Source organism: Trinickia violacea, from assembly GCF_005280735.1.
Classification (GTDB): Bacteria; Pseudomonadota; Gammaproteobacteria; order Burkholderiales; family Burkholderiaceae; genus Trinickia_A; species Trinickia_A violacea.
In genome coordinates this window covers 1,271,307-1,283,975 of record NZ_CP040078.1, presented here as the reverse complement: position 1 = coordinate 1,283,975, position 12,669 = coordinate 1,271,307, and the positions used below count along the sequence as shown (strand labels likewise).

Annotated in this window: 13 protein-coding genes; 8 read left to right on the top strand and 5 right to left on the bottom strand. The window is 63.5% G+C overall.

Annotated elements, in window-relative coordinates; all coding sequences use genetic code 11:
- Positions 1 to 176: 176 nt before the first annotated feature.
- Both FAZ95_RS27845 and FAZ95_RS27840 read right to left on the bottom strand, forming a co-directional pair.
- Positions 177 to 1,697: an alkaline phosphatase family protein gene (locus FAZ95_RS27845; protein ID WP_175425786.1), complete on the bottom strand. Its 1,521-nt coding sequence runs from the start codon at positions 1,695 to 1,697 to the stop codon at positions 177 to 179.
- 141 nt (positions 1,698 to 1,838) lie between these two features.
- Positions 1,839 to 2,333, bottom strand: coding sequence for an SRPBCC family protein (locus FAZ95_RS27840; RefSeq protein WP_137335692.1), 495 nt, complete (start codon positions 2,331 to 2,333; stop codon positions 1,839 to 1,841).
- A 144-nt stretch (positions 2,334 to 2,477) separates the two neighbouring features.
- Here FAZ95_RS27840 and FAZ95_RS27835 point away from each other — a divergent pair, with 144 nt between their 5' ends.
- From FAZ95_RS27835 to FAZ95_RS27825, 3 genes are all read left to right on the top strand, one after another.
- On the top strand, positions 2,478 to 3,752 hold the full coding sequence (locus FAZ95_RS27835) for an aspartate aminotransferase family protein (protein ID WP_137335691.1): 1,275 nt from the start codon (positions 2,478 to 2,480) through the stop codon (positions 3,750 to 3,752).
- Positions 3,753 to 3,789: 37 nt separating this feature from the next.
- Positions 3,790 to 4,719 carry a LysR family transcriptional regulator gene (locus FAZ95_RS27830; protein ID WP_137335690.1) on the top strand — a complete coding sequence of 310 codons (930 nt, stop codon included), beginning with the start codon at positions 3,790 to 3,792 and terminating at the stop codon, positions 4,717 to 4,719.
- Between the two features lie 148 nt (positions 4,720 to 4,867).
- Positions 4,868 to 5,710 carry an oxidoreductase gene (locus tag FAZ95_RS27825; RefSeq protein ID WP_137335689.1) on the top strand — a complete coding sequence of 281 codons (843 nt, stop codon included), beginning with the start codon at positions 4,868 to 4,870 and terminating at the stop codon, positions 5,708 to 5,710.
- On the opposite strand, the gene FAZ95_RS27820 is transcribed toward FAZ95_RS27825, so the two are convergent.
- Complete coding sequence (locus FAZ95_RS27820; RefSeq protein WP_137335688.1) at positions 5,646 to 6,065, bottom strand: type II toxin-antitoxin system HicB family antitoxin; 420 nt, start codon at positions 6,063 to 6,065, stop codon at positions 5,646 to 5,648. The genes FAZ95_RS27825 and FAZ95_RS27820 overlap by 65 nt on opposite strands.
- Positions 6,066 to 6,296: 231 nt before the next feature.
- Between FAZ95_RS27820 and FAZ95_RS27815 the strand changes: the two genes are divergently transcribed.
- On the top strand, positions 6,297 to 7,070 hold the full coding sequence (locus FAZ95_RS27815) for an SDR family oxidoreductase (protein WP_137335687.1): 774 nt from the start codon (positions 6,297 to 6,299) through the stop codon (positions 7,068 to 7,070).
- 21 nt (positions 7,071 to 7,091) lie between these two features.
- Here the strand turns inward: FAZ95_RS27815 and FAZ95_RS27810 are convergent, their stop codons facing one another.
- On the bottom strand, positions 7,092 to 8,093 hold the full coding sequence (locus tag FAZ95_RS27810) for a carbon-nitrogen hydrolase family protein (RefSeq protein WP_137335686.1): 1,002 nt from the start codon (positions 8,091 to 8,093) through the stop codon (positions 7,092 to 7,094).
- Between the two features lie 73 nt (positions 8,094 to 8,166).
- On the opposite strand from FAZ95_RS27810, the gene FAZ95_RS27805 reads away from it, so the two are divergent.
- The 3 genes from FAZ95_RS27805 to FAZ95_RS27795 all read left to right on the top strand — a co-directional run bounded on the left by FAZ95_RS27805 (position 8,167) and on the right by FAZ95_RS27795 (position 11,392).
- Positions 8,167 to 9,144, top strand: coding sequence for a LysR substrate-binding domain-containing protein (locus FAZ95_RS27805; RefSeq protein ID WP_137335685.1), 978 nt, complete (start codon positions 8,167 to 8,169; stop codon positions 9,142 to 9,144).
- An 18-nt stretch (positions 9,145 to 9,162) separates the two neighbouring features.
- Positions 9,163 to 9,468 (top strand): high-potential iron-sulfur protein, encoded by a 306-nt coding sequence (locus FAZ95_RS27800; protein WP_137335684.1) that lies wholly within the window; start codon positions 9,163 to 9,165, stop codon positions 9,466 to 9,468.
- A gap of 160 nt (positions 9,469 to 9,628) precedes the next feature.
- A complete protein-coding gene (locus tag FAZ95_RS27795) occupies positions 9,629 to 11,392 on the top strand; it encodes a tetratricopeptide repeat protein (protein ID WP_137335683.1) in 1,764 nt (587 codons plus the stop codon).
- Between the two features lie 232 nt (positions 11,393 to 11,624).
- On the opposite strand, the gene FAZ95_RS40745 is transcribed toward FAZ95_RS27795, so the two are convergent.
- Positions 11,625 to 11,807, bottom strand: a complete 183-nt coding sequence (locus FAZ95_RS40745; protein WP_367873481.1) for a hypothetical protein — start codon at positions 11,805 to 11,807, stop codon at positions 11,625 to 11,627.
- Positions 11,808 to 11,840: 33 nt separating this feature from the next.
- Between FAZ95_RS40745 and FAZ95_RS27790 the strand changes: the two genes are divergently transcribed.
- The gene (locus FAZ95_RS27790) at positions 11,841 to 12,644 is read left to right on the top strand and encodes a glycosyltransferase family 9 protein (protein ID WP_367873479.1); all 804 of its coding nucleotides are present in this window, start codon (positions 11,841 to 11,843) and stop codon (positions 12,642 to 12,644) included.
- Positions 12,645 to 12,669 lie beyond the last annotated feature (25 nt).

Here is a 12,669-nt window from a genome sequence, read left to right as displayed (position 1 = left end):
GGTTGATTCGGTGTTGCCGGAGCGATGACGCCTTTGCTGCGGCATCGTCGGCCCGCCCTGTTCGAGACGATACGCTGCTTCGTTGCCGTTGTGCGCGCGACGTCGTTTTCATTGGCTCCCGTACACGCCCCGGCCCTCGCCTTACGGTCGAGGGCCGGCATCTGCCGCATCAATGCTTAGGGCCGTTCCTTCGGCGCCGCATGATGCCCCTTCGATGCCCGCAACTCGTCGATACGTGACGCGCTGACGGAAGCGCCAGGATGCTGATTGTCGGCCGACAACCCGGCCGCGACCTTGCTGTTGCCGCCCGAAGCGAAGTAATGCTCGAGATGCTTCGCGACCTGGGTCCGGATAAAGTCCTTCGCCTGCTGCGGGTCCTGAATGTCCTGCGTGCGCAGCGGATTACGGTTCGCGGGGTGCGGATCGAGATGCACCGAGCCGTCGAGCATCTCTCTTTGCATCGCGTCCATGGCCTGCGGTTGAACGGGAACGGTCACATCGGGTGTGTCGGTGCGCCACGTCAGCGTGTCGTTCTTGGCGAGGTACTTCTGGGTCAGCTTGGCCGCCTGCGCATCGCGCTTGGTCAGGAAGTTGCCGAGGCCGAACGCTTCGATCATCGAACCGGGAATCGTCGAGTGGCTGTACACGGTCGAATCGACGGCGGGTTGAAACCAAGGCGAAACCAGGATGCAAGGCACGCGAAGCCCGAGGCGATCGAAATCGAACGGTACGAGATAGGACTCGTCGAGCCGGCCCGGAATGCCGTCGGGCGACACCGTTGCCGGCGGCTGCACGTGGTCGTAGTAGCCGCCATGTTCGTCGAACACGATGATGTAGAGCGTCTTTTTCCAGACGTCCTCGTTGGCGCGCAGCGCGCTGTAGATGTCCGCCACGAGCTTTTCAGCGGGCCTCACGTCGGCCGGCGCGTGCATGCTGTTGACCGGCTGCGTCGGCGAGCCGATGAACGCCGGCATGATGAACGAGTACGTGGCGAGCTTGTCGCCGGACACGTCGGCGAGAAAGTTGCCTTCGAACAGCACGTTGTTCTGCGGCGTCTTCTCGACGTTCGGAAAGAGCTGGAGCACGTCGTTCGTGTCGTGATAGTAGACGCGCCACGACGCGCCGTTCGTCGCGTTGATGCGGTCGTAGATCGTGTCGCAGGTGAGATTCGGCTTCCAGTTCGCGTTGTACGTATAGCCTTGCGAGGTCGCCGCATGCACGAACGCGCGATTCGGCACGGTCGGCCCGGGCACGTCCGAGAACCAGTGGTCGCACAGCACGAAGTTCTTCGCGAGCGTCGAGAGCACCGGCAATTGCACCGGGTCGAAGCCATTCATCACTTGCTGCAGCTCGCTATCGGTCGGATCGCGCTTGAGGTCGTATCGCAACGACGTATTGAACGACGCGATGAAACCATCGAGCGTCGCCTCCGTGGCCGGCTCGTTGGCAGGCACGTTCGTTTTGCCGAAGAGCTGCTCGTTGATCTGCTTGAGCGAGTGCGCCGGGCCTTGGCCCACTGACGTGTAGTCGCCGCCTTGCCGAGTCTGATACGCCGTGCTCTTGGCGTTGCCGGCTGTCTTGTAGTTGGTGAAGCCTCCGGCGGGCACGCCTTCTCCGATGCCGAGGTAGCCGAACAAGTGGTCGAACGATCGGTTTTCGAGCATCAGAACAACGACGTGATCGAATTGCAGGTCCATAGTGCACTCCTTTGCTGGATCGTGAATCGTGGCTGCGTTGAGTCCAAGCGTCGCCCTGCCGCGACGCGCCACAAAGCGCGGCGGCGTGTGGGCCATGCTCAACGTGTCTTGTGGCGTTTTGATGTCGCGGCGCGTTCGCCGCTAGGCCGTCTTGGCGAGATATTTCTCGATGAGCGTCATCTGCGCAGCCCAGCCCCCCTCGTTCATTTCGAACGCCTTCGCACGACGCTCAGCAAAGATTCGATCGAAGCCCGATTCGGTGAGCGTCAGCGTCGTGCCGTCAGGCGCGGGCTCGAGCGCAAAAGCGACCCGCGTCATCGGTTCGCTTGCATAGTCGAAAGCCGGATCGACGGCAAACGGATGCCAATAGAACGAGAAAAGCCGCTTGGGTTCGATACGGTCGACGGCGATTTCGAACAGCGCGCCCGCGTAAGGTTCCTGCGCCTTCGCAACTTTCGCGTCGACCGTGGTCGGCGTGATGCGCCCGAACAGGCGCGAGCCCTCTACAAAGGGGCCGTCGAAGGCCACGCCAAACCAGCTTCCGAACCGCGTGGAATCGCTGATCGCCTCCCATACGCGCTCCAGCGGCGCGCGCAGCAAAACCTTCTTTTCGATGCAATCGCTTTGTTGGGTCATGACTCCCTCCGGGTTTGCGTAAAACGTGACACTAAGCCGTAAAACACCACGGCTCGCGCCGAATCGTGCGCTCCCTGCATCATCGTCTATGCTGACTGAAAGGTGTTTTGCGAATTGCAACATCATGTCATCGCGAGAACGATCATGGCCGAGTCGATTGCGTCGAGAGCCTTACAGGTCTTCCCCGGCGGCATTGCCAACGGCGAATTCGGTTGGCCGCCGGAGCGCTTGATCGCCATACACAGGGGACACGGCGCCCGGCTATGGGACACCGCCGGGCGCGAATATCTCGACTTTTCGATGGGCTGGGGTTCGGCACTCGTGGGGCACGCGCGGCCGGAAGTCGTCGAAGCCGTACAGCGGCAGGCGGCGCTGGGTTCAAACTTTGCGCACTTGAACGAACCTTGCTTGCTGCTCGCCGAGGAAATCCGCCGCGTGAGCCCGGCGGCGAAACAGCTTCGCTTCTGCGCGTCGGGAACCGAGGCCACGATGTACTGCCAACGGCTCGCTCGCGCCGCGACGGAGCGGCCCAAGATACTCAAGTTCGAGGGCGCCTATCACGGCGCCAACGAAGCGGGTGTAACGAGCCTCTTCCCCACCAAGCAATTGCCGTTTCCGCAGCCCGAGCACACGAGCGCGGGCACGCCGTCGGTGGATCGCGAGCTGCTCGTCGCGCCGTATAACGATTTGGGCGTGACCGAGCTGATCGTCTCGCAGCACGGCCATGAGCTTGCCGCGGTGGTCATGGAACCGCTGCAGCGTTGCACGCCGCCGGAGCCAGGCTTTCTCGCCGGCGTGCGCCGCATCTGCGACGAAGCGCATGTGCTCTTGATCTTCGACGAGGTCGTCACCGGGTTTCGGCTCGCGTATGGCGGCGCGCAGGAATACTACGGCGTCGTGCCCGATCTCGTCGCCTACGGCAAGGCGCTCGGCGGCGGCTATCCGATCGGCGCGTTCGGCGGCCGCCCCGAGTTGATGGATCACGTGAACGAGCAGCACATCGGTTCGCCGGGTTACGTGTGGATGGCTTCGACGCTCGGCGGCAATCCGGTGTCGAGCGCGGCGGGCAATGCGGCGCTCGCGGTGCTGCGCACGCCGGACACCTATGCGGCGCTGCATGCGCTCGGCGAGCGCTTTCGCGCCTCGCTGCGAGACGTGCTAAAGCAATGCGACGTGGCGGGGCAAGTGATCGGCGATGGTCCGCTCGCGCAAATCGTCTTCACGAGCGGCACGGTGAACGACTTCCGCACGAGCGCGCGCGGCGACAAGCAGATGGCCCGCAAGATGATGCTCGGTTTGTTCGAGCGAGGGATCTTCCTCAATCCGATGGGCACGAAGTTTTACTTGTCGATCGCGCATGACGAATCGATTTGCGATATGTTTTGCAACCGTCTCGAAGACGCGCTGAAAGTGCGTTGACCGAGACCGTCACCTCGCCAATCGCAGGAGCTTGCAATTGCGTCAGGATCAGCTCGATGGAATCGTCACATTTATTGCGGTAGCGGAAGAAAACGGCTTTTCGGCGGCGGCCGTCAAGCTCGGCGTGTCGCCGTCGGCGGTCAGCCAGGCGATCCGCCATCTGGAGGCGCGCGTCGGGCTGACGCTGTTCAACCGCAACACGCGCGGCACGAGCCTGACCGAAGCCGGCGCGGCCTATTTCGAGCGCGTGTTGCCGGCCGTGCGCGAGCTGACGCTCGCCTCGGAGGAACTCGGCGCAGTCGCCGACCGGCCCGCCGGTTTGCTGCGCCTGACCGTGGCGCGCTCGGGCTACATGATCGTGCTGCAGCCGATCCTGCGACGCTTTCTGGACCAGTACCCCGACATCCGCCTCGACGTATCGATCGAAAACTCGCTCGTCGATATCGTCGGGCGCGGTTATGACGCAGGAATCCGCTTCGGCGATCTCGTCGAGCGCGACATGGTCGCCGTCAAAATCGGGCCGCCGATCACGGCTCATGTAATCGCTTCGCCGGAGTATGTCGCGCGTCACGGTCTGCCTCGGCAGCCGCACGATCTGCTCAATCACGCGTGCATCTGCTTCCGGCATTCAACTTCCGGCCAGATCGAACGCTGGTCGTTCGAGAAGGAAGGAGAAACGTTGGAGCTGGCGGTCTGCGGGCCGCTCATCGTCAACGACTCCGCTGCGCTCGTGCAGGCGGCGCTCGACGGCATCGGGATCGCTTACATGATCAACGGCTACCTCGAGCGTTTCCTCGACGACGGACGCCTCGTGCGCGTGCTCGCGGACTGGAGCCCGCCGCTCGCCGGCTTCACGCTCTACTACACGGACCGCCGACGCGTGCCGCCTAAGCTGCGGGCGTTGATCGATTTTCTGCGGCAGGAAGAAAAAGCAGGAACGCTCTACACGGAAGCGTTCTTGCGATAGAGGCGGGCTTGCGCTCGACGCGGCGCTGCTGCTGTTGTGATCGTCCGCTTGAAGTTTTGCTTAAAAGGCTGACGCGCCAAAACGGGTTACCGAACGCAAGGGTCCGACCTAGCATGAGGGCTCCTTCCCTTACCGAACGGTCAAACCCATGTCGAACCCGCAAAGCAAGGTCTTTCTGATCACCGGCGCCAACTCCGGCTTCGGACGCGCGCTCGCTGAAGCCGCGCTCGCCGATGGACATCGCGTCGTCGGCACCGTGCGCAATAGAGACGCGCTCGAAACCTTCAATCGACTCGACCCCGAGCGTGCCCTCGGCAAGCTGCTCGACGTCACCGACACCGATGCCGTCCCTCGCGTCGTTGCCGAAATCGAAGCGGACTTCGGTCCGATCGGCGTGCTCGTCAACAACGCCGGCTATGGCCACGAGGGGCTGCTGGAAGAGTCGACGCTCGATCAATTGCGCCAGCAATTCGACGTCAACGTCTTCGGCGCCGTGGCCATGATGCACGCGGTACTTCCTTTCATGCGCAAGCGCCGCGCGGGCCACATTCTCAACGTGACGTCGATGGGCGGCATCATCACGTTCCCGGGTCTCGGCATCTATCACGGCAGCAAGTTCGCGCTCGAGGGCATTTCCGAGGCGCTGGCGAAGGAGGTGAAGAGCCTCGGCATCGCCGTGACGGCGGTCGAACCGGGTGCGTTCCGCACCGATTGGGCGGGCCGCTCGCTCGTGCGCGCCGAACGCAAGATCGCCGACTACGACGAGGTGTTCAATCCGATTCGCGAGCGGCGCCGCAAGCTCGACGGCAACCAGCCGGGCGATCCGGCGAAGGCGGCACAAGCGATGCTCAAGCTCGTGGCGTCGGAGAACCCGCCGATGCATCTTTTGCTCGGGCGTGACGCGGTGACGTTGGTGCGGGCAAAGCTCAGCGCGCTGAAAGCGGAGATCGATGCGTGGGAGGTGGTGTCGGTGTCGACGGATTTTCAGTGAAGTAACCGGCGCGCTCCAGCACTTCGCCGGCTGCGCGCCCCAACACTTCCTCCGACCATTGGTTGATGCTTTCGTCCTGCAGGGCGGCAGCGATACTGACGCGTGCATGAACGGCCGGGTCGATGCGGAGCATCAGTTTGCCCGACGCGGCCTTCTGCGGTTCACGCCCCGCGCGCTTGCAGTCGTCAAGGTAGTGATCAACAGCAGCGTGATAATCCCGCGTCAGTTCGTCCACCGTCTTGCCGTGGAAGCTGATTTTGTCGTCCACGCCGAGCACATGGCCGACGAAAATGTTATCGCGCCCGTCGAAATCGATCCGGGCGAAATATCCCTTGTAAGTCATGGCGTTGTTCATGACTTGATTCCCATTTCCATAAACCGAAGGGTGCGAGCGTGTTTCCATTTCATGCCCACGCGATAGCAAAAAATGCTATCACATTGCAATCAGGAAGTGATATCACATCAACGGTTCGGTGCCCCGCACGAGCGGCGGTTTTCGCGCCGCTGTGCCATTCGCGCGCGCAGCGCAGCGTTCAGCCGCAAAATACACACACTTTGAATCTTCCCGCGTCTACCCAACTTCGCCATGACCACCCCTCTCCCCTCCAGCAGCACCCCGCTCACCAAAGCCATCCTCACCGGCCATACGCGCGGCATCGGCGCGGCGCTTGCCGAGCAGCTTCTCGCGCGCGGCATCGCCGTGCTGGGCGTCTCGCGTTCGCGCCACGCGACGCTGGCTCAACGCTTCCCAGGCTTGCTCGAAGAAGCTGAATTGGATCTGTCGGACCTCGCGCTCGTCGAGCAATGGCTCGCCGGCGACGCGCTGCGCCGCTTCACGAGCGGAGGGCAACGCGTGCTGCTCATCAACAACGCCGGTACAGTGCAGCCGATCGGCCCTTGCGAAATGCAGAACGCGGGCGAGATCGCGCGTGCCGTTTCGCTGAACGTCGCAACACCGCTGATGTTTGCAAGCGCCTTCGCGGCGGCGACCGCCGACGCAGGCGAGCGCCGCATCGTTCATATCTCGAGCGGAGCCGCGCGCAATGCGTATGCCGGTTGGAGCATCTATTGCGCGACCAAGGCCGCGCTCGATCATCACGCGCGCTCGGTGGCGCTCGACGAGAGCCGCGCGCTGACAATCTGCAGCGTCGCGCCGGGTGTCGTCGATACCGACATGCAAGCCGAAATCCGCGGCACGGGAGTCGACCGGTTCCCGCTGCGCGAACGATTCGAAGACCTCAAGCGCAACGGGCAGCTCGCGACGCCGGAGCAATCGGCGTCGAAGCTGATCGGTTATCTGTTGAGCGATAGCTTCGGCCTTGTCCCGACCGCCGACGTGAGGGAGTTGCCGCAGGCGTGACGCGAACCGCCCGCGCCACGCTCATTCGCCATGCGCCATCGGCGGCGGCTCGGGCAAACGGCTTGCCGCGTCGTCACCATTTGCGTCGAGCGCATCCGTCGTGCACACGACGCTGCTCTTCGGCCGCATGTCGACGTGCAGCGAAAACACATCGGGGCGCGCATAGTGCCCCGCCACGTCCAGGTCGTATTTGCCGCGAACGACATCGTCCAAATCGATATCGGCCGTGAGCACCGCCTCCTGTCCATAGACGGGACCCGCGAGAACCTCTCCCAGCGGGCTCACGATCACGCTGCCCCCTTTGATCAACTGCGTGCCAGGCTCGTTGCCTTGAATGCAGTCGTAATCGGGCGGGCAATCCTCGCGCGTGAGGAACTGGCACGCACTCAGCACGAAGCAGCGCCCTTCATACGCAATATGGCGCATCGAAGCCTGCCACATGTCGCGTTCGTCGACCGTCGGCGCGCACCAGATCTCGACGCCGCGAGCGAACATCGATTGCCGCAACATCGGCATGTAGTTTTCCCAGCAGATCGCCGCCCCCAGCTTGCCGACGCTGCTCTGAACCACCGGCAGTGTCGAGCCGTCGCCGCTGCCCCAGATCAAGCGCTCGCTTGCGGTCGGCATCAGCTTGCGGTGCTTGGCCACGAGCACGCCGCGTTCGTTGAAGAAGAGCGCCGTGCAATAGAGCGTCGCGCCGCCGCGTTCGATCACGCCGACCACGAGGCTGCAACGCGCCTCTCGGGCGAACGCGCCGATGCGCTCGGTCTCGACGCCCGGCACGTCGATCGCCGAGCGTGCGTAGCGCAGAAAATCGTCGCGTCCGGCGCTCGAACGCGACCCGACGCGCGTGCCGAAATCGAGCCCCTTCGGATACCCGCCTAGATACGCCTCCGGAAACACCGCCAGCTCGGCGCCCTCGCGCGCGAGCGTTTCGCAATGCGCGCGCATGCGCTCGAGCGTGCGCGGCGTATCGAACAGCGTAGACCCGGCTTGAACCACGGCAACGCGATGCGTGCTCATCAAACGACCCTCCCCTAAGTTGAGGAAGCCAAGTATGCTACCGCCGTGAATATGAATAAAACAAATTCTTTGGATGATGAAAATCGATATTTTGGATGTCAGGAAGATCGATCTGAATCTCGCCGTGGTGTTTCTCGCGCTTTGGCAAGAGCGCAGCGTCACGCGTGCGGCGGCGCGGCTCGCGTTGAGCCAGGCGGCAACGAGCGCCGCGCTCGCGCGTCTGCGCGAGACGTGCGAGGACGAACTCTTCATACGTGTCAGAGGCGGCATGCAGCCGACGCAGCGCGCGCTCGACATCGTCGAGCCGCTGCAAAGCGGCATCGGTTCGCTCGCGGCCGCGCTCGCGCCGGTGCCCCGGTTCGATCCGCTCGCGTCGACGCGGCGCTTCGTCATCGGCATGTCCGACGATTTCGAATTGGCGATCGGCCCCGAAATCTCGCGGCGCGTCCTCGAGCGCGCGAGCGGCGTATCGGTTATCTTCAGGCAGACGAACCGGCACACCGTCGACGCGATGCTGGAGGAACAGCAGATCGAGCTCGCGGTGACGGTAGGCGCATCGCCGAAGCGCTGGGCCTGCCGCGAGACGCTCGGGCAATCCAACTACGCGTGCGTGGTCGACAGCGCGCGCTGGGGCATCAAGATGCCGCTCACGCTGGCCGACTACCTCGCCTTGCCGCATGTGCTCGTGTCGTTCTCGGGACGCGAAGGCGCCGTCGATACCGCCTTGCGCGCGATCGGCAAGGCGCGTCACGTGCAAACCGCGCTCACGCATTTCTCGGCGGTGCCGGCGTTCCTGGCGTCGGTGAAAGCGGTGACCACGCTGCCGCTGCACGCCGCCCATGTGCTCGCGCGAATCTCACAGCTCGAGATGTGCGCGCCGCCGGTGCGGTTCGATGACTACGACGTATCGATGCTCTATCGCCGCGCGAGCGCGCATGATCCTGGGCTCGAATGGTTCAAGGGCATCGTGCACGAAGCGTATCGGTCGCTCGACGATCAGCGCGCGTTGCGTTCGTCGTCGAAGAAGAACACGAGGAAGTCCCCAACGTAGTCAGAACGGAGTCCCACCATGAAGGCATCACGTCGCAGCTTCTTGATCGCCAGCGTCGGCATCGGATCGTCCCTGATCTTGGCGCAGCGGGTCGGCGCAGCGGAGCAGCTGAGCGAATCCGATCCGCAGGCGCTGTCGTACGGCTACCAAACGGATGCGTCGAAAGTCGACAAGTCGAAATACGCCACCTATCAAGCCGGGCAGGAATGCGCGAATTGCTCGCTCTACTCGGGCAAGGCGGGCGCCCCATCGGGCGGCTGCGTGCTGTTCGGCGCGAAAGAGGTCGCGGCGCATGGGTGGTGCAGCGCATACACGAACTCATAGCGAACTCGTAACGAACTCATAGCGATCCCGTAGAGCCATCTCGCTCGCGTAAGAAAATCGTAATGCGCCACCAATAAGCGCGCCGCCGTTTCAGCGATAATCGGCCCCATTGTTTTGTCTCCATCCGCAGGGCGATGTGCCCTGCCTCACCGCATCATTCATGAGCAAGCCCGGCAATCAGCGACAACTCGACACCCTGCTTCAGCAGGCCGTGGCGCTCCAGCAAAACGGTGCCTTGGCCGAGGCCGAGGAACTGTACCGGGAGATCCTCGCGATCCGTCCCAAGCACTTCGACGCGCTGCAATTGCTCGGCGCACTCTCGCTGCAAGCGGGGCGTCTCGACGACGGCATCGCCTTCCTCAAGAAAGCCGTTTCGATCGACGGCATGCACGCGCCGATTCATTCGAATCTCGCCTTCGCGCTGAACGCCAAGCAGCAGTACAAGGACGCGCTCGCGAGCGCGAACCGCGCGCTCGCGTTAATGCCGAATTTTGCGGATGCACTGAACAATCGCGGCACGGCGCTGGGCGCGCTCGATGCGCCGGCCGAGGCGCTCGCGAGCTTCGACCGCGCACTCGCGCTCAAGCCCGACATGCCGGAAGCCTGGAACAATCGCAGCTGCGTATTGCGCGATCTCGACCGCCCCGCCGACGCGCTGACGAGCTGCGATCACGCGATCGTCCTGCGGCCGAACTACGCGGAAGCGTGGAGCAATCGCGGCAACGCGTTGAGCGACCTGAACCGTCCTCAAGAAGCGGAACAGAGCTATCACCAGGCCATCGCGGCGCAGCAAACGCTCGCCGATGCCTGGAACAACCTGGGCCTCGCGCTCGTCGACATGAACCGCCATGCCGACGCGCTGTCGAGCTACGATCGCGCGCTCGCGCTGAAGCCCGATTCCGTCGAAGGGCATTGGAACCGTGCGTTGTGTCTGCTGCAGATGGGCAATCTCGACGCGGGCTGGCAAGAGTACGAATGGCGCTGGCGGCGCAACCGGAGCAAAGCGAGTCTGCGCGCCTTTACACAACCGCTGTGGCTCGGCGCCGAATCGCTGGAAGGAAAAACGATCCTGCTGCATGCCGAGCAAGGTCTCGGCGACACGCTGCAGTTCTGCCGCTACGCGCCGATGGTCGCGAAACTCGGCGCGAAGATCGTGCTCGAAGTGCAGCCCGAATTGATGAGACTGCTTGGGCCGCTCGAAGGCGTGACGCAGCTCGTCGCGCAGGGCCAGCCCTTGCCCGCGTTCGACACTCACTGTCCGCTGTTGAGCCTGCCGCTCGCGTTCAAGACCGATCTTGCAAGCATTCCCGGCACGACGCCCTACCTGTTCGCCGCTCCCGAGGCTGTGACGCACTGGGGCTCACGCGTTGCGGCAGCGATGGATGCGTCTTCATCGGGCGCCGACACCTTGAAAGTGGGCCTCGTCTGGGCAGGCGGCAACCGGCCCCACGTACCCGAGTTGCGCAAGAACGACGCGCGGCGCTCGCTTGCATTGGAACGCCTGATCCCCCTCCTCGATGTGCCGAACGTCCAGTTCTTCAGCTTGCAGAAAGGACCGCCTGCGCAGCAATTGGCAGCGCTGCACGAGCGTCACGAAGCGAGCCCGCGAAGCGTCGCCCGGCACATCATCGACTTGACCGCCGAACTCACGGACTTCGCCGACACCGCCGCGCTCGTGTCGAATCTCGATCTCGTGATTTCCGTCGACACGTCGACGGCCCACCTCGCCGGCGCGATCGGCAAGCCGGTCTGGATTCTGAACCGCCTCGACACGTGCTGGCGCTGGATGCTCGGACGCGATGACAGTCCGTGGTATCCCGACGTGCGGCTGTTCCGTCAACCGACGCTCGGCGACTGGGACAGCGTGATCGATTCGGCGCGCGAGGCCCTGATTGCGCTCGCAGCAACCCAAGCCGCTACGTAACAGCGACAGGATCAAGCCGTTTCTCGCGGTAACGCCCGTTCAAGTTCGCGGGCCATCATGTGGAGGCCCTTACGTATACCCGATTCCTTATTGCGTCCAGGGCTCGCCAAGGTATTCTTCACACTTCGCCGAGATTTCCATTCCCGCGTGGCCGCGGCCACGCGGGCCTTAAGGGTTGCGCGCCCAACGCCGATAGCCGTTTGGCACAATCCCAATTCGCCCCAGTCACTATTTACGGCTTGGAGTCATGAAACGAATCCTGATCATTCGAATTGACTTCCTTGGCGATATGACCTGCACGACGGCGTTCATGCGCGCCCTCAAGCAGCATTGGCCCCATGCGGAAATCCACGTGCTCGCGAACAAATACAACCGGGCCGTCCTGGAAGGCAATCCGGACATCAGCGCGATTCACACCTATGTCTACAGCAAGGACAGCGCGAAAAACGTGCGCCCCGGCAAGCTCAATGCGATATTCGGCCGCCTGTCGCTGATCCTGCACCTGAGACGCCTGAAATTCGACTTGCTGGTCGTGCCCAACGGCGGCATGAACAAGAACGGCATCCAGTTCGCCCGTCAGCTCAACGCGAAGGATTGTCGCTGGCACGACGCCGACAGCGAATTCGACGATCGCAAGCCCGACCATGTCGCCAACCGGCCGATCAGGCATGAGGTGCTGTCCGGCTTTGCGCTGATGCCCGAACTGAAGCGCACCGACATCGATGCGCTGAAGCTGTACGCCTACCCCGATCCGGCTCTGCAAGCCAGCCGGGCAAGCGAGCTGGGGCCAAGAATCAAACCGCGCGTGGGGCTGTTCGTTTCGAACAAGGCCGCCGAGCGGCGCTGGGACTTGCACAAATGGAGCCGGCTGGCGGACGCGCTCAGCGAACGGGCCGAGGTGCTGATCTTCCGCGATCCGGCCGACGCCCAATCGAGCGCACAGCCGACCTGCCGGGCCGCGCGCAGCCTCGCGCCGGCGACGGTATCGGACATGATCGCAGCGATGAGCCTGCTCGATCTCATCGTGTCGGCCGACAGCGCGCCCGTGCACCTGGGCTCGGCATTGCAGTTGCCCATCGTGGCCCTGTTCGAAAACCGCCCGGAAAAATACCTGCGCTGGCACCCGCTGGGCACGCGCCACATTCTTCTGCACGCCGGGGCGAGGGTCGACGACATCGCCTTCGAAACGGTCGAAAAGGCCGTCGGCACGTTGTTGGCAGAATTGGCGCCGGCGCACCCGTCCGCGCAATAGGCCGCTTGCGCGTTTTTCCGGCGGC